This window comes from Arsukibacterium sp., assembly GCF_036735525.1.
Classification (GTDB): Bacteria; Pseudomonadota; Gammaproteobacteria; order Enterobacterales; family Alteromonadaceae; genus Alishewanella.
This window is the reverse complement of record NZ_DAINOE010000060.1, coordinates 1-19,223: the sequence shown is the minus strand read 5'-3', so window position 1 is coordinate 19,223 and position 19,223 is coordinate 1. Positions and strand designations below refer to the sequence as shown.

Below are 19,223 nucleotides of genomic sequence, written 5' to 3'. Positions count from 1 at the left end.
AAGTGGTGATTGTAGCTCAGTTGGTAGAGCCCCGGATTGTGATTCCGGTTGTCGTGGGTTCGAGCCCCATCAGTCACCCCACTTTTTTGTGGTTATCACCCTGTCATTTTTCCGCTATGCTTAAACCTTTTCCTCATTGCAATAGACTAATGGCATTTCGCTATGGATTTGCTTCAACTACAACAACGACTTCAAGGCCCGGCTTTAGCACCGGTTAATCAATGGCAACCCGCGTTTTGTGGTGAGCTACCGCTCCATATAGCGGCGGATGGCCGCTGGTTTTATCAGGGCAGCGAGATTAAACGCCAGCCGCTGATTAAACTCTTTGCGTCTGTGCTAACCTGCCAGCAGCAGCAATATTACCTGCAAACCCCGGCAGAGAAAATCCGCATCACGGTTGAGGATGCGCCCTTTATGCTTCTTACCAGCCAGTGGCTGGATAGCCCGCAAGGCCCGGTATTGCAGTTTAGCACTAACATTGACGATGACATTTTACTTAGCCCGCGCTTTCCAATGCGGCTAAACCCTGAGACAAACTTACCCTATCTGTATTTATGGCGCGGCCTCAGTGCCAACATACATCGCAATCTGTACTATCAGTTGATAGAGCAAGCAACAAGTGTGTATTGCAACGGCCAGCAGCATTTGCAGCTAAAAAGTGCCGGTTATGTTTATACCCTCGGCATCTACTAAGCAAATGAAGCACCAGATCTGCTCCTACAATTGGTCGGAAAAAAAACCAGCTATACCGCAATCATCTTGCTTAATCTGTGGGACAAGGCGCAGACTGCATGACATTCTGGTCGAACTATCAGGCAGATAACTATGAAGATCACTCCTATTGCTGCAGCCTGTAGCCTGTTGCTTTGTAGTAACAGCATACTGGCCGCTACACTTATACATGCAGGTACCTTAATCACCGCTGAGCATAAACAGCCGCTCCGTCAATACACCATCGTCATTGAACATGACAAAATTGTGGGGGTAACAGCAGGTTATCAGCAAGCTACCGCCGGGGACACGGTGATAGATTTGCGCCAGCATACGGTTATGCCTGGCCTGATGGACATGCACACCCACTTTTATACCCAATTCAGTCCAACGGTGTACACTGAAGCACAGCGTATGAACGAAGCAGATTTTGCACTGCGTGGCGCCGTGTTTGCCGAGCGGACCCTCATGGCGGGCTTTACTACCGTTAGAGAATTAGGTGACGGTCACCATATCAGTGTCGCGCTGCGCAAAGCGATAAATGACGGCTATGTTAAAGGCCCGCGTATTTATGCTGCAGGCAAGTCTATCGCCACCACTGGCGGCCATGCCGACCCGACCAATGGTCTGGCGTTTGCGCTGATAGGCGATCCTGGTCCTAAAGATGGCGTGATAAATGGTGCGGACGAAGCTCGCAAAGCGGTACGTCAGCGCTACAAGGAAGGGGCAGATCTGATTAAAGTGACCGCGACAGGTGGTGTGCTCAGTGTGGCCAAAAGTGGCCAAAACCCACAATTTACCGAACAAGAGCTGGAGGCAATTGTTAGTACCGCTAAAGACTATGGTATGACAGTTGCCGTGCACGCACATGGTAAAGAGGGCATGGAGCGGGCGATTCGTGCCGGGGTCAATTCGATTGAGCATGGCACCTACATGGATAAAACCACCATGGCGTTAATGAAGCAATATGGTACCTACTATGTACCCACCATTAGTGCCGGTAAGTGGGTGCAACAAAAGGCCGACATCGACGGCTTTTTCCCAGCACTGGTCAGGCCTAAAGCTGCAGCAATAGGGCCATTAATTCAGCAAACCTTTGCCAACGCCTATAAAGCCGGCGTCAAAATCGCCTTTGGCACCGATGCAGGGGTATTTGCTCATGGCGATAACTGGCAAGAATTTGTATTTATGACCGAGGCCGGCATGCCGCCACTGGCCGCTATTCACTCAGCGACCATTGAGGGGGCACGGTTACTGGGTGTTGAAGCAGAACTGGGCAGTATTCGTCAGGGTAAAATCGCCGATATTATTGCAGTACCCGGCGACCCGCTTACAGATATAAGCTTGATGGGCAAGGTTAATTTTGTAATGAAAGCAGGGCGAATTTACAAACAATAAGTCTTAATGAATTGTTTTAACAGCTGGATCTGTAGCTGTTGAATTGTCCGCTGGGTCACTAAAGCGGACAATTAGCTTAGTCACATCTTCAATAATTAATACTTTATAATCCAGCTCAGCTTGCAGTCTTAATTTATCTTGCTGTCGCGTCAACTTCTTGTCCTGCGCTTTACGAGCCTTGTGAGTAGGCATGTCTTTTACCACCTGATACATCTTAAATAACCCTGGATAGCTGGCTTCAGCATCCGGTTTATTGGCATCAGGCCAGTGATCCAGTAATACCCATAACCGCAGAGCACCTTCAGATAACTCACATTGATCTTGCTGCATCGCTTTACTAATCAACAGGATGCTTTGCTGCAAATAGTCACGTTTTTCCTGCTGCTGCAGTTGTTGTTTCTGTTGTTGCTGCTGTTGTTGTTGGCGCTGTAGCTGCAATTGCCACAATAGACGGCCAGCATAAAACGCCAGTCCCGCAACAATGCATACGCCAACCGCTAACAAACACCACCAGAATACCGTCACTGAGAATCCTCATCACCTAGAATGTCTTTACGCCAGTCAGTACGCTCAAAAGCGGCTAGTGGATCCAGCGTTTCAGTGGGTTCATCTTCAGCCGACTCATCTTCAGTAAGTAAGCCCAGTTCAGCCATGAGCTGCTCCATGCGGGCGGTTTTAGCATTAAAATATTTAGCGTCTTTACCTGTTAGCACTTCATCCTGTTCTACCCGCTCTAACAACTGCTGCAAACGTGGATCCTGCTCAATGTCTGCCAGCTCTTGCTCCGGGCTGATAGTCTCAGCTTTTACCTTTTGTAAACTGGCTTTCGGGGCAAAGTTAACTGCCGGCATTGACGTCTCGGCCACAGTTTCAGGCAGCAAAGGAATAGGCTTAGTACTGCCTATACGCGGATCTTTTTTGCTGTTGCCACCATCATGATTAGCTGTTGGTTGCTGTTGCAAACTATTGCGGTTACCCGATTTTAAGCCAGCCCCTTTTTTCTTGGATTCTTCTTTGTGCTCACGAGTTTTACGAATTTCACTGGCCGGCAGATGGCGCTGACCATTAACAGCACTACCACGGGATTTTTTTTGACGCGTCATGTTTGATACCTATAAAAAGGGGCGCATATTTTAACCAGCTTTCTGCAAAAGCACCACATCATTCGCCATATAGCGCACAATTAAACCATCGCGTTGCGCTAACCAGGCAAAGGTATACTCAGCAAAAAAACTGACATGAGTCGGATCGTTTTTGTAATGCCAGCCAGCGAAGGCTATCGCATCAGTGTAGCGTTTGGTCATAATGGCCAATATCGCCTGTGGTTTTAGCAGTTGCTGCCACAATTGCCACTCCACTGAAGGGGAAATAAAATGCTCTATAGCCTCAGTACAACAAATAAAGTCGTATTGCTGCTGCAATACTGCCGGCTGATTAGCAAAAAATGGATCCCATATGTGCATCTTGTGGCCGGCTTCTGTCAGTATCTGTGCCAGTAAGGGCCCGGGCCCACAACCAAAATCTAATCCCTGTAAGCCTGTGCCCGGTAAATGTTGCAACAAAGGCGTGGCCAAACGCGACAAAAAAGCACGGTATCCGCTGTCTGCTATATCGTTATTATGCAATTGGTACTGAGCTAATTCAGCATCGGGGCTTAACAGGCTAAGACGATCGGCAAACACCAGCTGACATTGCTGGCACTGATAATAGACCCGGCGTGCATCCTCTGAAAACCAGTGAATAGCAGTAGCATCGCACAGTGGACAAAGGTGGTTTGGTGCAACAGGTTGCAGCTTGGTAAAAATAGACATAGCGAAGCCTGAAAACAAAAGGGCGATAAGAAAATCTTATCGCCCTGTGTATACTTGTGTCTAGGTGGACACTTCTCTCAATTCCGCTAAGTCATCCTAACGCGTTATCAACACCCTGTTTTTAAGTTTCCGTATATTATTAGTTTGCTTCCATGCTAAAGATTTTCTTATTCGCGATCTTCCTGATACTTTTGTAGTCATCCATGTGCTTGGCTTTCGCCGGGCATCTTCCCGATGCACTTAAAGGTACCGTCTGTTACAACAGGCACTGACACTTCCTTGCCGCGTTGACGCTCGTCCTTTTTGTTAAGTGTTACTAAAAGTAACTGCCATTAATTTACTCCGATTTACCAAAATGACAAGCAATTGCTGAAAAAAAAGCGCATAAATTAGCGGTATTTATGAAAAGTTATTAATTTTCAGGCTGTTAATTAACATAACATCAATGATAAAAAGTTCAAAAAAATTCACTGAAATAGCAATCTTAGTCATGTTTCAATCATTTTTGCTGTTTGTATAACAAAAAAGCCGGTTGCTATACCGGCTTTTTTGCTTATTTCCCGATGAAATCAGCTGGAGGTTAGTGCAAGCCACCCAAATATTGCGCTAACACTTCAATATCTTCATCAGATAATTTTTTCGCAATATCACGCATCATGCCATTCATGTCATTAGCGCGTGCTCCACTGCGAAACTCTTTTAACGTAATGCGCAGATACTCTGCATTCTGGAAAGAAATTTTTGGAAAACCTGCCAGACTGGTACCAACACCACGTGGACCGTGGCAAGCAATACAAGCGGCAATACCGCGCTCAGCATCGCCGCCACGATACAGTTGCTCGCCACGCTCAATGACGTTTTCAGGCGTGCTGCCTGGCTTCATACGTTGCGAGGCAAAAAAAGCAGATAAATCTTTCATATCCTGATCTGACAAGGTTGCCACCATGCCATACATAATGGCATTGGCGCGGCCCTGAGCACCAGCCGTGGTCATACCCAACTTATAATCCTGCAGTTGTTTATATAAATATTCGGCATGCTGGCCAGCAATTTTCGGATAAATATCCAGCGGGCTGTTACCATCAGGTCCGTGACAAGCCGCGCAAGTTACTGATTTGGCTTTGCCAGCCTCAGCATCACCGTCGAAAGCATTAGCTGTCCCGATAAAACCGAATAACAGCGTCAGTGGAAGTAAGAGTTTTTTCATGTTATATCCGTCTCTGTCCGCATTACAGCGCCAAACAATCTGGCAAGTTAAGTTAATTTAAGGTGTTTGTGGCTATTTTACACGAAACTGACCAAAGTAAAATCCCATCTACGCGGCAAAAGCTTCTGCCGATCCGCCAGATCCGTTACAATGTCGCTAAAGCAACCGCCGGAGCAGGCTGTGTCACAATCAAAATTTAACTATCAAAATGTCAGTTTTCTTACCAGTGCCCCCGATATCAAGGCGTTACCAGCCGATCACGGGATAGAAGTGGCCTTTGCCGGACGTTCAAACGCCGGTAAATCCAGTGCCTTAAATACGCTGACCCGGCAAAACAGTCTGGCACGTACCAGTAAAACTCCGGGTCGTACCCAGCTGATTAATACCTTTAACCTGACCGAAGGGCGCAGGCTCATCGATTTACCCGGCTATGGCTTTGCCAAGGTGCCGCTGGCGGTAAAAGAGAAATGGCAAAAATCGCTGTCTGAGTATCTTGAAAAACGGCAAAGTTTACAAGGCCTGGTGGTATTGATGGATATTCGCCACCCATTAAAAGATTTAGATCAACAATTGGTGCACTGGGCAGTAAAAAGTCAGTTGCCGGTACTGATTTTATTAACCAAAGCCGACAAACTTGCCTCGGGCGCCCGCAAAAAAACCTTGCTCGAAGTGCGCGAGGCCAGTCTGGCCTTTATGGGTGATGTCAGAGTGCAGTTGTTCAGCTCGCTGAGCAAAATGGGCTTACCTGAATTTGAGCAAGTGTTGGATGAGTGGTTTAGTGCCGATACGCCAAGCGCCGGTTAACAATCTGGCCTGAACTCAGCCCAAAAAAAACCGACCCTGAGTCAGGGTCGGTTATAGCAATCGGGGAGAAGCTATATAATTCAAATCAACAGGGTGTCTTACGCTTAAGACGCCGGCATTATAGCAATGCCATTGGCGAAATTAAAGTTTTTACTCTAAAAAATCTAGTTTTATTTCACTTTTTATCTTTACTACAGATAATCGATGCTTTATGACTGCTTAAAAAATAAAAAAAACGCCCCGCTGCAAGCAGCGGGGCGGCTAAATGAGCCTTCTTTCGTGATTCCGGTTAGTCAAGCTTGGCTGCAGAAACGCTGCAACAGGCTGAACTGTCTGGTGGCTGAAAGATAGAATATCTTACCTCTGTACCCTACAGCTCAAATTTTAGCTAAATTTTGTTCGATTGCAAGTCTTTTTGGTAATAAAACTACAAAAAATGCGATTATTTGGCTGGGCCGCACATTTTATGTAATAAAATTACCAATCTGACCAATGAAACGTCATCCCCACCTTAGTGCGCCTGATCCCAATTATCACCTAGACCCGCTTCAGCCAGTAGCGGCACATCCAGCTTCACCGCATTCGCCATTAAACTGACTAACTCAGGCGTGATCTGCGGCTCCGCAGCCGTGTCGACTTCAAACACCAATTCATCGTGCACCTGCATGATCATGCGTACTTTGGAAGCGCCATGCTCTGTAATCCATTGCTGCACATCCAGCATAGCCTTTTTAATTATATCGGCAGCCGTGCCCTGCATCGGCGCATTAATGGCAGCGCGCTCAGCGCCTTTTTTGCGCGCCATATTACTGGCATTAATTTCTGGCAAATATAAACGGCGCCCAAAGATGGTCTCGACATAGCCATGTTCATGCGCTTGTGCTCTGGTCCGCTCCATGTACTGCAGTACGCCCGGGAAACGCTCAAAGTAAAGGTCGACATAATGTTGCGCATCCTGGCGGCTTATCCCCAGTTGTTTCGCCAGGCCAAAAGCTGACATACCATAAATCAAGCCAAAATTGACGGCTTTGGCACGGCGCCGCTGCTCTGGCGTTACCTCAGCTAAGGCTACGGCAAACACCTCAGCAGCGGTGGCGCTATGCACATCACGCCCTGCAGCAAACGCTGCCAACAGCGCCGGATCCTGAGACAGATGTGCCATGATCCTCAGCTCAATTTGCGAGTAATCGATGGCCAGTATTTTACAACCGGCCGGAGCAATAAATGCCTGGCGAATACGCCTACCCTCGGCAGTACGTATGGGGATATTTTGCAGGTTGGGATCCGTTGAGCTTAAACGCCCGGTGGCAGCCACCGCCTGGTGGTAAGAGGTATGCACCCGCCCCGACTCAGGGTTGACCATTTTAGGCAGTTTGTCGGTATAGGTCGATTTCAGTTTGCTTAACCCCCGATGCTCAGTGATCAGTTTTGGAAACTCATAGTCTAACGCCAATTCGGCTAACACCTCTTCCGCGGTAGAGGGCGTGCCACCCGGCGTTTTTTTCAATACCGGCAGTTTCATTTGTTCAAATAAAATCTGCTGTAGCTGCTTGGGTGACGCCAGATTAAAAGGTTGACCCGCCTGCTGATAAGCTAACTGCTCAAGCTCAGCAATGCGCTGCGCTAACTCAATACTTTGCGCGGCTAAGACCTTGCTATCTATCAAGACGCCGGTTCGCTCTATACTGGATAACACACTCAGCAGGGGTATTTCGATGTCTGTCAGTACCTTAGCTAATGCATCGTGCTGCTTAATTTGTGGCCACAAGGTCTGGTGCAACTGTAGCGTAATGTCAGCATCTTCTGCTGCATAAGTGGCTGCCTGCTCCAGCGCTATCTGGTTAAAAGTCAGCTGTTTAGCGCCTTTACCGGCAATCTCTTCAAAACTTATAGCTTTATGTCCCAGATACTTTAATGCCAAACTATCCATATCATGCCGGCTGGCAACCGAATTCAGCACATAGGACTCAAGCATGGTGTCAAAGGCAATGCCCTGCAGGTTAATGTCATAACGTGCCAGCACACTTTTGTCGTATTTTAAATTTTGACCGACCTTGGTCTTGGCAGGGTTTTCCAGCCAGCCTTTTAATGCCGCTAACACCTGCAGCCGATCTAACTGCTCAGGCGCGCCAACATAATCGTGCGCCAGTGGCAGGTACCAGGCCTGGCCTGGCGCTACGGCAAAAGACATCCCCACCAGCTCTGCCTGCATATAATCTAAACTGGTGGTTTCGGTATCAACAGCCACCAGTTCTGCTTTATCCAGTAGCGCCAGCAGTTGGTTAAAATCACTGTGTTGTAAAATAGTCTGGTACTGGCTGCGATCCAGTGCTACGGGTAGCAGTTGAGGTTGCACATCGTCAGTAGCCTGCTCTGGCTCAGCTGCAGCAGGCTCGGCGGCATCGCTGTTGCTGAGCACCTCGGCCAGCCAACGGCGGAACTCACATTGCCGGAACAGTTCAGCCAGTTGCGCCTGATTGGCCGGCTGTATGGTCAGATCTACCAGTTTGCAGGGTAATTCAACATCGGTTTTAATAGTCGCCAGCTGGTATGACAGTTGCAGCTGTTGCTGGTACTCTGTCAGCTTATCTGCCATGGTCTTAGCGCCACGAAACGTCAGACTGGCGACTTTATCCAGCTGCTGATATATGCTCGCTATACTGCCCAACCCTTGTAATAAAGCCGCTGCGGTTTTTTCACCCACCCCCGGTAATCCCGGAATGTTATCGACTTTGTCACCCATCAGTGCCAGATAATCAATAATCAACTCTGGTGGTACACCGAATTTAGCATTAACCCCTTCAGGATCCAGCAGGGTATTGGTCATGGTATTAATCAGCGTCACATGTTGATCAACCAGCTGCGCCATATCTTTATCACCGGTCGAGATTAGCGTGTGGCGACCGGCCAGACTGGCCTGGCGTGACAAAGTACCAATAACATCGTCCGCTTCTACACCACTAATACACAATAAGGGTAACCCCATGGCACGGATGATCTGGTGCAGCGGCTCAATCTGGCTGCGCAAATCATCAGGCATTGGCGGACGGTGCGCTTTATATTCACTGTACATCTCATTCCGAAAGGTTGGCCCTTTCGCATCAAACACCACCGCCATCTGGCTCGGCTTATACTGTTTCAGCAAGCTTTTAAGCATATTCACTACGCCATAGATGGCACCGGTAGCTTCACCTTTAGAATTGGTTAAATGCGGTGGCGAATGATATGCGCGGAATAAATAAGAGGAGCCGTCTACCAAAATCAGCGGGTTGGTGGGAATATAAGTCATAGTGTCAGCGATCCGATTTCTGTTTGTTATAGCATGCCACAGCCAAGGGGTTACAGCCAGCAAAGCAGCAGGGGTTCGGCAGCCGGTATCCTCTGGCATAAGCTGTGGATAACTTTGTGCAAAACCATAGAAAATTGCCACGCTCCTGATGTAGGGCATGTTAAAGAATTACTGCTAACTACTTAATTTGACTTAAAAAAACGAGGGGATAGAACAGAACCCTTGTAATTATTATTATTAATCCATTATGTGGAAAAACTTTTTTATCGTTTGGTATTTACCACTGGCGGCAGCCTGCAGTAATCACAACCGGGGAACTAGACTACCACAATCAAGCGCCTTGCCTAGTCCTAATTTTAAATAATTTTGCTTTAAAAAAAGCATTCAAAAGACTGATAAAGCATATAGCAATACTGGCAAGGCCTGCACGACAAGCGATGATGAAAAGCAGCATGGTGCTGGCACAACATCACCACATTTTACCTTGCTGCTTTTTACTGCAGTTTTCAGCCTGCTCTTCCACTGAGCAACAGTTGCAGGCTATAATGCCGGAAGTATGTCAAAGATTTCTTTTATAGGAACAAACACATGAAAAAATTCACAGTTGGCTTAATGTTGTTGCTAAGCACTTTGGCGGTAAATGCCAGCACAGATGCAGAAAGAGAAGCTATTGCAAAACGTATTGCACCAGTGGGACAGGTCTATGTAGCTGGAGCAGCACCAGCTGCTGCCACCACAGCCAGTGGTCCTCGCAGCGGCCAGCAAGTGTATCAGGCAGCGTGTTTTGCCTGTCATGGTACCGGGGCCTTAGACGCACCCAAACCAGGCGATGCAGCAGCCTGGGAACCGCGTATAGCTCAGGGTTTTGATGTGATGTTGAAACACTCAATTGATGGCTTTAATAATATGCCTGCCATGGGTACCTGTGCCAGCTGCTCAGAAGACGAAATCGCTGCGGCCATTCGCTTTATGACTGACGGCGCTTAATAACGTTTTTATCGCGGCAAAATGTACTTTGCTCCTTGTAAAAACCGCATTAGTTAATGCGGTTTTTTGTTGCAAAAAAAATCAGCTAATTGGCTATTAACAGGCAGTTTTTGCCTGAAGTCCGATGATTAATGCAAACAGACTTCCATGTGGTTAAACTTTATGCATAATAGGAAATGCTAAACCCGTCCGACCTGTTAAGTTGATAAAAGGAATTAACTGCACGTGACTAAGCAGCTTGCCCAACAATTACAGCTGACGCTGGCAAAATGCCGGCGCCTGACAACTCTGGTTGGACGATACCGGCAGGCTTACACCACGCAAGGTGCCTTGCTGCGCTTATCTGAGTTAGCCAGTACCATCAGTGATATGCGCGAGTTCTACCCAGCAATACATAACATGGTGTCAGACCTGCTTAAAGCCGAGAATTTTTACGTGGTATTTTATGATGCCGCAGAGCAGCAATACAGCCTGCAATATTTTTCGGATGAAAAAGATCAACAACTGATTAAACAGGTGCCCTCCAGCGCCTTTTCGCGAGGCCTCACCGGTTATGTGGCTAAAACCGGCGAACCTTTGCTATGTGATATGCAGCAGTTTGAGCAACTGGTCAATTCCGGCGCCATTGAAGCGCAAGGCTCGCCCTGCGCGCACTGGATGGGCATTCCACTGTCTCGTGATAAACACACCATTGGCATTATGGCCATACAATCATACGATACTGATTATCGCTATAATGCTGACGATCTGGCGTTATTCTGCAGTATCGGTACCCACACTGTTACCGCACTGGATCGGGTAAAAAGTCGTGAACTGCTTGAAATCACCGTACGGGAACGCACCCAGCAGTTACGTACCATCAATAGCTCATTACAAAAAGAAATTCAGGAACGCACCAACGCGGAAAAACTGCAGGCTGCTTTGTATGAAATTTCTGAACTCACCGCCTGCAGTCGCGATATGTACAGTTTTTATCTGGCGGTGCATCAGGTATTGTCAGGCTTAATGCCCGCTGACAACTGTTATATTGCTTTACTGGATGCCGAACAGAAAAAACTGACCTTTCCGTTTTATCTGGATCAATACTCACCACCGGCGACTGAGCGACCGCTTAACTGCGGTTTTACTGAGTATGTGATCCGATGCGGTGAAGCACGGTTAATTAACAGCGATGAAGCCAGCCGTCTGGTTGGGGCAGGCGAGATCCGTCGCGGCATGGCCGATCCATCCAAGCCTGCCCGTTATTCAACCAGCTGGCTAGGCGCTCCCTTATTGCTGGATCGTAAAGTGATAGGAGTGATAGCGCTGCAAGCTTATGATCAGGATTACCAATACTCGGAATCTGAGCTGTCGTTGCTGCGCTTTGTCTCGCAGCATATTGCCGTAGCCGTACAGCGCAAATTAACCGCAGAAAAGCAAAAGCAACATCAGGAAGAATTGGAGCGTAAGGTATTTGAGAGCACCCGCGAGCTCAGGCAAACCAACTTATTTTTACGGTTGCAGGTAGAAGAGCGGAAAAAAGCCGAACAAAAACTGTTTTTTGAAGCTAATCACGACGCCTTAACCGGGCTGGCTAATCGCCAGATGTTTTTACAGCATCTAAAACAACAGTTCGCGTTAAGCCGCCGTCAGAATAACGTAAGTATGGCACTGCTGTTTTTAGATTTAGACCGCTTTAAACTTATCAATGACAGCCTGGGCCACCACATTGGCGATGCTTTTTTAGTGGAAACCAGCAAGCGCTTGCTCAGCGCGGTGCGCGATCATGATGTAGCAGCAAGGCTTGGCGGTGATGAGTTTGTGGTGTTACTGCAAAACTTGCATCAGCTCAGTGATGCCGAAGACATTGCCCAGCGCATAATTGATAAAATTCGCCAACCTTATTTACTGGAAAGCCATAGAGTACAGTCGGGTGTCAGCATCGGTATTGCCCCATTGCAACCTGAATATCAGCAAGCCGATGCGCTACTGCGTGATGCCGATGCGGCTATGTACCATGCCAAAGCGCTGGGGCGTGGCCGCTATGTGATATTTCAGCATTCAATGCGCGATCAAATGCTTAAAGCGCTGGCTGGCGAATAAATCTTACTGTAGCTGCTGGCTATCCCGCTATTTTTTCAGTAAGGCCCTTAAACGTTCAATATTAGCCTGACCAGTTTGTTGTCGTTGCTGCTCGGTTTTTGGCGCACTGTTTTGCTGCCACTCTAAATCATCCTGTGGTAATTCATGTAAAAAGCGGCTGGGCTCGGGCCGGTGCACTTCACCGTATTGCCGTCGCTCTTTGGCATAGGTGAACACCAGCTCACGCTGGGCACGGGTGATGCCAACATAGGCCAAACGACGCTCTTCTTCAACATTGTCTTCGTCTATGCTGCTTTGATGTGGTAACAAGCCTTCCTCCATCCCCACCATAAACACAAACGGAAACTCCAGCCCTTTTGACGCATGCAGAGTCAGCAGCTGCACCTGATCAGCATCATCTTCTTGCTGTTGCCGCTCGAGCATATCGCGCAGAGTAAGCCGGGTGACCACATCGGGCAGGCTCATGGCGTCATGCTCTGCGTCACCTTCGAGCATAGTGCTGACCCAACGATACAGCTCGTTGACGTTTTTTAAGGCCATTTCGGCGGCTTTGGGGCTATTACTGGTTTCAAACAACCAGGCTTCGTACTGGCTTTGCCTAATCATATCGCGCACGGCTTCAGCTGGCTCGGCACGTTTAGCATTGTCCGCCAGTTGAGTCATCCAGTCAGCAAACTGCCGCACCGCTTGCTGGGCGCGGGCAGATAAATGCATGCATAATTCCGGATCGCAACAGGCCTCAAACAAGCTGATATGCTTGGCATTGGCCAGATTACCCACCTGCTGCAAGGTGGCAGCGCCTATCTCACGCCGTGGCACATTGATAATACGCAGCAAAGCATTATCATCATCCTGATTGACTAATAATCGCAGGTAGGCCATCACATCTTTAATTTCACTACGGGCAAAAAATGAGGTGCCGCCGGAAATTTTATACGGAATACGGTTGGTCATCAGCGCTTTTTCAAATACCCGCGCCTGATGGTTACCGCGGTACAAGAGCGCATAATCGCGATAATCAGTGCGGTTAATAAAGCGGTGCGAGATAATTTCGGCGACGACTTTTTCGGCTTCATCTTCTTCGTGCTTACAGGGTAGCACCCGCAGCGGCACGCCATAACTGTTTTGGCTAAACAGCTTTTTCTCGAATTCATGCGGATTATTGGCAATTAAGATATTCGCCGCTTTTAAAATGCGCTCAGCCGAGCGGTAGTTTTGCTCCAGCTTAATCACATTTAAATTGGGAAAATCGGTTTTTAGCAGCACCAGATTTTGTGGCCGGGCACCCCGCCAGGAGTAAATCGACTGATCATCATCCCCTACCACAGTAAAGCGCTGCCGTTCACCCACCAGCGCTTTGACCAGTTCATACTGGCTGGTATTGGTATCCTGATATTCATCGACCAGTAAATACTGGATTTTTTGCTGCCATTTTTGCCGCACCTCTGCATGGTGTTGAAATAATAAGGTGGGCAGTAAAATCAAATCATCAAAATCCAGCGCGTTATAGGCTTTTAACTGATCGCTGTACTGCTGGTAATAGTTGGCAAAGTTAATGCTTTGCGCATCCGCGGCCTGTTGCATGGCTAAGGCTGGTAAGGTTAAATCGTTTTTCCAGCTGGAAATCTTGCTTTGCAGGGCTTTAAGTAAGTCTTTATCGCCCTGAAACTCATTGGCCGTCAGCTCTTTTAATAGCGCCATGCTGTCTTGATCATCAAACAAGGTAAAACTGGCTTTATAGCCCAGATGGCGGTGTTCTTTTTTGATAATATCCAGGCCAAGGGTGTGAAAAGTAGAAATAGTCAGGCCACGGGTCGCGGTTTTTGGCAGTTGCGCCTGAATACGCTCGCGCATCTCTCGCGCCGCCTTGTTGGTAAAGGTGACGGCGGCAATATGCCTGGCTGGCAGCTGGCACTCTTGAATTAAATAGGCAATTTTATTGATGATCACGCGGGTTTTACCGCTACCGGCGCCCGCCAACACCAGGCAGGGGCCAGAAATATATGTCACAGCGGCGTTTTGTTGCGAATTTAACTGCATAACCTATACCTTGCATCAGGATAGGCATTGTAACCAAAATTAGCGGTAAATAGCATTCGCGTTCTGGATTTATCTCCGTAGAATAGGCCTATAGCTTGTTATTTCTGTATCAGGAGCCCACTATGTTAGATCCGAAGAAAATTGAAGACATCGCCAAACAAATTGGCAATGCGCTGCCACCGCAACTGCGGCAATTTGCCGATGATGCCGAAGCCAAAGTAAAACAAGTGCTGCAACAAAAGCTGGCAGATCTGGACTTTGTCAGTCGCGAAGAATTCGATGTCCAACGCCAGGTGCTGCTGCGCACCCGCGAGAAAGTTGAGTTACTGGAACAACAACTGGCGACTCTGCTGGCCAGCAAAACTCAGGATATGCACCAACAACCTTTACCCAGTTCAGATCAGGAGTAAATTATGCTGTTTTCCCGCTCGCTAACCGCAAGCTTGTTATGCTTAGCGCCCCTGGTACAGGCCAACCCTGACGCTGTGATTATTGGCGGCCAGTTACTGGATGTGCGTAGCGGTAAACTGCTTACCAATCAGGCGGTATTAGTCGAGCAGCAGCACGTGCACAGTATAGTACCACTGCATCAATTAACCGCAGAGCAGCAAGAGTTGCCACGCATTGATTTATCCGGCTATACGCTACTGCCCGGTTTAATTGACATGCATGTGCATTTAACCGCAAACCCGGCTGCACATGGCTATCGGCGCCTCCAGCAAACGCCAATCCGTCAGGCGTTATTTGGCGTGACAGCGGCAGCGGCCACCTTAGATGCCGGCTTTACTACAGTGCGTAATCTGGGCGCCGCCGGTTATGCTGATGTCGAGCTGCGCGAGGCCATTAATGCCGGTGAACTGCCAGGGCCGCGCATGCGGGTATCCGGCCCAACCCTGTGTATGACGGGTGGCCATTGCGACAATAACCTACTGCCGCATACTTATCAGGCGCGTGCGACCGGCGTAGCCAATGGCGCTGATGAAATACGCAGCCAGGTGCGCAGCAATATGAAATATGGTGCCGATGTTATTAAATTTACTGCCACAGGGGGCGTGCTGTCGCGCAATACTGATGTCAATGCCAGCCAGTATAGCCTGGCAGAAATGCAGGCTTTGGTAGCCGAAGCGCATGATCGCGGCGCTAAAGTGGCGGCCCATGCTCATGGCTTACAGGGCATTAAGCGGGCGCTGCAGGCCGGTGTCGACTCTATTGAACATGCCAGTTTTATCGATGATGAAGCCCTGGCCCTGGCCAAAAAACAAGGCACTTATCTGGTTATGGATATTTATGTCAGTGACTATATTTTGCAGGAAGGCGAAGCCGCCGGCATTTTAGCGGAATCGCTGGCCAAAGAGCGCACTGTCGGGCAATTGCAACGGCAAAACTTTAGTAAGGCGGTAAAAGCCGGGGTAAAACTGGCCTATGGTACCGATGCCGGTGTCTATACTCATGGCCTGAATGGCCGGCAGCTACAGTACATGGTGCAATGGGGTATGACACCGCTAGAGGCTATTCAAAGCGCTACCCTGCATGCCGCTGAACTGCTGCATTGGCGCAATGAGCAGGGCCAGCTGAATGTCGGGGTACTGGAGCCGGGTGCATTTGCCGACATCATCGCGGTTAAAGGCGACCCGCTTAAGCAAATTAGCTTACTGCAGCAGATCCCGGTGGTGATTAAAGGCGGTGAGCCCGTTAAAGGCTTATAGCCCCCCCTAAAACCGCAGGGGGTCAGGCCTTGCATTTTGCAATTGTTAACAAATAGATTGTGAATGCAAAATACAAGGCCGGCCCCCAAGCTCCGTTTTTCAAACCATCGTGCAGTTCAAACACTTTGTTCCGACGTTGGCTTCGGTAAACTAAATTTTGCTTTATAGGCCTTGGTGACATCCCGCAGCTGACCTTTATGCAGCTGCATTATGCGCTCGGCATTAACGATGGTTTGTGGCCGGTGGGCAATGATAATGCGCGTCATATTCAGCTGTTTAATCGCCTGGTTTACATAGCGCTCCAGTTGCACATCTAAATGGCTGGTGGCTTCGTCCATAAATAGAATTTTCGGTTTGCGATACAGCGCCCGCGCCAGCAATAAACGCTGCTTTTGGCCGCCTGATAATGAGCTGCCCATATCGCCGACCAGGCTGTTGTAACCCATTTGCATTGCCGCGATATCGGTATGGATACCAGCTAGCTGCGCACAGTCCATGACCTGCTGCATATCCATTTGGCTATCAAAAAAGCTGATGTTTTCTGCCAAGGTGCCCGACATTAACTGGTCGTCCTGCATTACTGCAGCAATTTGACTGCGGTAATTGCGCAAACCAAAGTGGCCGACATCAATACCGTCAACTTTAACTTTACCGGATGTTGCTGGCATTAAACCCAGCATAATTTTCATTAAACTGGTTTTGCCGGTCCCGGATGGGCCAATAATGGCAATATTATCACCCGCCTTAACGTTAAGGCTCAGGTTTTCAAATAACAGGGGATCCGTATCGGCATAGCGAAAACTCACATTATCTAAAACCAGCGCACCTGTCAGCTCTTTGCCATTTGCGCTATTGCCTTCATCTTCTTTCTCGGTTAACGCAATATCAGCCAAACGCTCTAAATGCAGCTTAGTCATTTTAATTTGTACTATCAGGCCAATTAAGCTACTCATTCGGCCGGTAAACTGGCCTTTATAGGCCATAAAAGCGAACATCATACCCACCGTCATATCGCCAGCCATCACTAAGTGCGCCGCCAGATAAATGATTAAAATGCCCTCAATCCCAAACAGCAACTGATTAACCACCCCGGCACTAATACCCCACTTGGCTAACCGGAAACCGACATTAATGGTTTCAGTATGCCTGTTTTGCCATAGGTTAAGCCGCTGCACTTCCTGACCAAATAGTTTTAAACTTTGGATGCCACGTATCGACTCCATAAACACACTTTGTTCTTTGGCCGAAGTAATAATGCTTTCCTCGGTGAGCTTGCGCATCGGCCAGTAAAACGCCCAGCGCGCCAGTGCATAAAGCAATACCACGGCCACCACGACCAAGCTAAGCTGTGGGCTATACAGATACATCATGGCAAAGACGATAACCACCATAATGCCGTCTAACAGCCCTTCAACCAAACTGGTGGTCAGTAACGACTGAATGGCGGATAGTGAGCCAAAACGCGAGGTAATATCGCCCATATGGCGCTTTTCGAAAAATGGCACCGGCAAATGCAGCAAATGGCGGAACAGGTTGGTTACCATTTGCATACTCATCATGGTACCAAGGTGTAAGGCTATCCAACTGCGCAGCACCCCCACCACCATTTGAATCAGCATTAGCAAGCCAAAACCTAATGCCAGTACTAACAACAGCGGCTTATCATGGCTGACCAATACCTCATCCACCACTAACTGGGTGTAATAAGGTGAGGCAAGAGCAAATATTTGCAAAATTAACGATAAGGCAAATAGCTTAACCAGCGCCGGCACTACGCCGCGAATGTTGCTCCAGAATGCGGTAAGCCCGAGCTTTACCCGCTCATCAACCTTTTTAAACTCACTGGTGGGTGTTAACTCCAGCGCGACGCCGGTAAAGGCTTTATCAACCTCCGCCAGACTTAACCGGCGCTCACCTCTGGCGGGGTCTAAAATGGTAATACCATTGCGATGCACTTTTTTCAGCACCACAAAGTGGTTCATTTCCCAATGCAAAATGCAGGGCGTACGCAGGTTTTTTAAGTCGTCTAAATCCAGCTTTAAGGCACGCGGCGTTAAGCCCAGTTGATTCGCCAGCTGCATCAGCTGCTGCAGATTAGCGCCTTTTAGCGACACGCTATAACGGTTACGTAAGGTGGTTAAATCCAGCTGATGACCATGGTAATTGGCAACCATCGCCATGCAGGCCAGGCCGCATTCAGCGGCTTCGGATTGGTAGATCATGCACTAATTCATCAAATTTATGTATTTTATTATGTCAGCGCCAACTATCTTTCCTAGTACGTAAGTTAAAAATAAAAAAGCGATAAAAATATATAACCCAATTACTTTCCTAGCAGTAGTTTTCATAGTGCCTCCTTTGAGAAAGAGGACCAAAGTCCTCTTTCGATAAATATTACTACTCGTTACTATTGTTAATGCCCTGGATGATATCACTACCAATTACTTTACCTGCCTGATAAGCAGCAAAAGTAGAGCCTATAAATCCAGCAGCTGCTTTGACTGCAAAAGGTATGGCTATCACAATACCACCTGACACAGTCTCAATTTCCTGTTCAATTAAATCGATCATTTTAAAATCCTTATTATTTTGCCATTTCTTGTTGCATACCAACCATTGCACCGATTAAAGCAGCATCAATAACAACTACTGCAGCAATGAACCACACCACACCACCATTTACTTCTTCAACTTGCTCAAATGTTAACTCTTGCATATTATCTCTCCTTGAGATGTTTTTAAGTTTAAAGGTTTGCTCGTTATCGAGCGCTATAACCGCCCTTGCAGGCTTAAAATCGGCTCAAACAACCAGCTTATTAAGCTACGTTGTTCCAGCACGATATCTGCGCTTAACAGCATGCCCGATTGCAGCGGGACTGTTGTGCCATAAGCGCGGATGGCTTGTTGGCCCAGTGCGACCTGTACTCGGTACACTGGCTCCTGTACGGCGACAGGCATATCGACTTCTCCCGGAAGCCTGCGCCGTTTTTATCACTTCCCCTTCATATAAGCCAAAGCGCTGATACGGAAAGGCATCAAAACGTAAACGGGTGCGCTGACCTGGCTGTACAAAGCCATAAGCGCGGGTGGGCACCAGTAAAATGGCTTGTAGCTGTGCGTTATCGGGCATTATCGTTAATAGCGGCAATTCGGCCCGCACGTTAGCGCCGGTTTCAGCCACCAGATTG

Annotated in this window: 17 protein-coding genes and 1 tRNA gene; 8 read left to right on the top strand and 10 right to left on the bottom strand. The window is 48.1% G+C overall.

The genetic code is table 11. The features are described from left to right. The first annotated feature begins 5 nt into the window (after nucleotides 1–5). The 3 genes from V7D78_RS12035 (at nucleotide 6) to V7D78_RS12025 (ending at nucleotide 2,109) form a co-directional block, all read left to right on the top strand. A tRNA-His gene (locus V7D78_RS12035) sits at nucleotides 6–81 on the top strand. 81 nt (nucleotides 82–162) lie between these two features. Beyond that, nucleotides 163–693, top strand: a complete 531-nt coding sequence (locus V7D78_RS12030; RefSeq protein WP_333608702.1) for a DUF1285 domain-containing protein — start codon at nucleotides 163–165, stop codon at nucleotides 691–693. A 132-nt stretch (nucleotides 694–825) separates the two neighbouring features. Continuing rightward, nucleotides 826–2,109 carry a metal-dependent hydrolase family protein gene (locus V7D78_RS12025; RefSeq protein WP_333608701.1) on the top strand — a complete coding sequence of 428 codons (1,284 nt, stop codon included), beginning with the start codon at nucleotides 826–828 and terminating at the stop codon, nucleotides 2,107–2,109. Nucleotides 2,110–2,112: 3 nt separating this feature from the next. Here the strand turns inward: V7D78_RS12025 and V7D78_RS12020 are convergent, their stop codons facing one another. The 4 genes from V7D78_RS12020 to V7D78_RS12005 all read right to left on the bottom strand — a co-directional run bounded on the left by V7D78_RS12020 (nucleotide 2,113) and on the right by V7D78_RS12005 (nucleotide 5,127). After that, nucleotides 2,113–2,634 (bottom strand): DUF2489 domain-containing protein, encoded by a 522-nt coding sequence (locus V7D78_RS12020; RefSeq protein WP_333608700.1) that lies wholly within the window; start codon nucleotides 2,632–2,634, stop codon nucleotides 2,113–2,115. Continuing rightward, nucleotides 2,631–3,212: a Der GTPase-activating protein YihI gene (gene yihI, locus V7D78_RS12015; RefSeq protein ID WP_333608699.1), complete on the bottom strand. Its 582-nt coding sequence runs from the start codon at nucleotides 3,210–3,212 to the stop codon at nucleotides 2,631–2,633. The genes V7D78_RS12020 and yihI overlap by 4 nt, the downstream gene beginning before the upstream one ends. A 30-nt stretch (nucleotides 3,213–3,242) precedes the next feature. Beyond that, complete coding sequence (locus V7D78_RS12010) at nucleotides 3,243–3,920, bottom strand: class I SAM-dependent methyltransferase (RefSeq protein ID WP_333608698.1); 678 nt, start codon at nucleotides 3,918–3,920, stop codon at nucleotides 3,243–3,245. Nucleotides 3,921–4,500: 580 nt separating this feature from the next. Then, nucleotides 4,501–5,127, bottom strand: coding sequence for a c-type cytochrome (locus V7D78_RS12005; RefSeq protein WP_333608697.1), 627 nt, complete (start codon nucleotides 5,125–5,127; stop codon nucleotides 4,501–4,503). 180 nt (nucleotides 5,128–5,307) lie between these two features. Between V7D78_RS12005 and yihA the strand changes: the two genes are divergently transcribed. Continuing rightward, nucleotides 5,308–5,931 (top strand): ribosome biogenesis GTP-binding protein YihA/YsxC, encoded by a 624-nt coding sequence (gene yihA / locus V7D78_RS12000; RefSeq protein ID WP_442886530.1) that lies wholly within the window; start codon nucleotides 5,308–5,310, stop codon nucleotides 5,929–5,931. A 511-nt stretch (nucleotides 5,932–6,442) separates the two neighbouring features. Here the strand turns inward: yihA and polA are convergent. Continuing rightward, on the bottom strand, nucleotides 6,443–9,220 hold the full coding sequence (polA, locus tag V7D78_RS11995) for a DNA polymerase I (protein WP_333608695.1): 2,778 nt from the start codon (nucleotides 9,218–9,220) through the stop codon (nucleotides 6,443–6,445). A gap of 588 nt (nucleotides 9,221–9,808) precedes the next feature. On the opposite strand from polA, the gene V7D78_RS11990 reads away from it, so the two are divergent. After that, entirely contained in the window at nucleotides 9,809–10,207 is a 399-nt protein-coding gene (locus V7D78_RS11990) for a c-type cytochrome (protein ID WP_333608694.1), read from the top strand. Nucleotides 10,208–10,432: 225 nt separating this feature from the next. Then, complete coding sequence (locus V7D78_RS11985) at nucleotides 10,433–12,289, top strand: sensor domain-containing diguanylate cyclase (RefSeq protein ID WP_333608693.1); 1,857 nt, start codon at nucleotides 10,433–10,435, stop codon at nucleotides 12,287–12,289. A 27-nt stretch (nucleotides 12,290–12,316) separates the two neighbouring features. Here the strand turns inward: V7D78_RS11985 and rep are convergent, their stop codons facing one another. Further along, nucleotides 12,317–14,329 carry a DNA helicase Rep gene (gene rep / locus V7D78_RS11980; RefSeq protein WP_333608692.1) on the bottom strand — a complete coding sequence of 671 codons (2,013 nt, stop codon included), beginning with the start codon at nucleotides 14,327–14,329 and terminating at the stop codon, nucleotides 12,317–12,319. Nucleotides 14,330–14,451: 122 nt separating this feature from the next. Here rep and ubiK point away from each other — a divergent pair, with 122 nt between their 5' ends. Together ubiK and V7D78_RS11970 are read left to right on the top strand one after the other, a co-directional pair. Continuing rightward, entirely contained in the window at nucleotides 14,452–14,739 is a 288-nt protein-coding gene (gene ubiK, locus V7D78_RS11975) for a ubiquinone biosynthesis accessory factor UbiK (RefSeq protein WP_333608691.1), read from the top strand. A 3-nt stretch (nucleotides 14,740–14,742) separates the two neighbouring features. Next, the gene (locus tag V7D78_RS11970) at nucleotides 14,743–16,035 is read left to right on the top strand and encodes a Xaa-Pro dipeptidase (RefSeq protein WP_333608690.1); all 1,293 of its coding nucleotides are present in this window, start codon (nucleotides 14,743–14,745) and stop codon (nucleotides 16,033–16,035) included. Between the two features lie 116 nt (nucleotides 16,036–16,151). Here the strand turns inward: V7D78_RS11970 and V7D78_RS11965 are convergent, their stop codons facing one another. The 4 genes from V7D78_RS11965 to V7D78_RS11950 form a co-directional block, all read right to left on the bottom strand. Next, nucleotides 16,152–18,257, bottom strand: coding sequence for a peptidase domain-containing ABC transporter (locus tag V7D78_RS11965; RefSeq protein WP_333608689.1), 2,106 nt, complete (start codon nucleotides 18,255–18,257; stop codon nucleotides 16,152–16,154). 175 nt (nucleotides 18,258–18,432) lie between these two features. Then, nucleotides 18,433–18,606, bottom strand: a complete 174-nt coding sequence (locus V7D78_RS11960) for a hypothetical protein (RefSeq protein ID WP_333608688.1) — start codon at nucleotides 18,604–18,606, stop codon at nucleotides 18,433–18,435. A gap of 13 nt (nucleotides 18,607–18,619) precedes the next feature. Continuing rightward, nucleotides 18,620–18,751, bottom strand: coding sequence for a class IIb bacteriocin, lactobin A/cerein 7B family (locus V7D78_RS11955; RefSeq protein ID WP_333608687.1), 132 nt, complete (start codon nucleotides 18,749–18,751; stop codon nucleotides 18,620–18,622). 105 nt (nucleotides 18,752–18,856) lie between these two features. Next, nucleotides 18,857–19,223, bottom strand: a 367-nt coding sequence (locus tag V7D78_RS11950; protein WP_333608686.1) for an HlyD family efflux transporter periplasmic adaptor subunit, incomplete at its 5' end; no start/stop codon positions are given.

Bases quoted from the DNA above. Each gene is read 5' to 3' on its own strand.
- V7D78_RS12030 (WP_333608702.1), top strand. From the start codon at position 163: ATGGATTTGCTTCAACTACAACAACGACTTCAAGGCCCGGCTTTAGCA.
- V7D78_RS12025 (WP_333608701.1), top strand. From the start codon at position 826: ATGAAGATCACTCCTATTGCTGCAGCCTGTAGCCTGTTGCTTTGTAGT.
- yihI (WP_333608699.1), bottom strand. From the start codon at position 3,212: ATGACGCGTCAAAAAAAATCCCGTGGTAGTGCTGTTAATGGTCAGCGC.
- V7D78_RS12010 (WP_333608698.1), bottom strand. From the start codon at position 3,920: ATGTCTATTTTTACCAAGCTGCAACCTGTTGCACCAAACCACCTTTGT.
- V7D78_RS12005 (WP_333608697.1), bottom strand. From the start codon at position 5,127: ATGAAAAAACTCTTACTTCCACTGACGCTGTTATTCGGTTTTATCGGG.
- polA (WP_333608695.1), bottom strand. From the start codon at position 9,220: ATGACTTATATTCCCACCAACCCGCTGATTTTGGTAGACGGCTCCTCT.
- V7D78_RS11990 (WP_333608694.1), top strand. From the start codon at position 9,809: ATGAAAAAATTCACAGTTGGCTTAATGTTGTTGCTAAGCACTTTGGCG.
- rep (WP_333608692.1), bottom strand. From the start codon at position 14,329: ATGCAGTTAAATTCGCAACAAAACGCCGCTGTGACATATATTTCTGGC.
- ubiK (WP_333608691.1), top strand. From the start codon at position 14,452: ATGTTAGATCCGAAGAAAATTGAAGACATCGCCAAACAAATTGGCAAT.
- V7D78_RS11970 (WP_333608690.1), top strand. From the start codon at position 14,743: ATGCTGTTTTCCCGCTCGCTAACCGCAAGCTTGTTATGCTTAGCGCCC.
- V7D78_RS11965 (WP_333608689.1), bottom strand. From the start codon at position 18,257: ATGATCTACCAATCCGAAGCCGCTGAATGCGGCCTGGCCTGCATGGCG.
- V7D78_RS11960 (WP_333608688.1), bottom strand. From the start codon at position 18,606: ATGATCGATTTAATTGAACAGGAAATTGAGACTGTGTCAGGTGGTATT.
- V7D78_RS11955 (WP_333608687.1), bottom strand. From the start codon at position 18,751: ATGCAAGAGTTAACATTTGAGCAAGTTGAAGAAGTAAATGGTGGTGTG.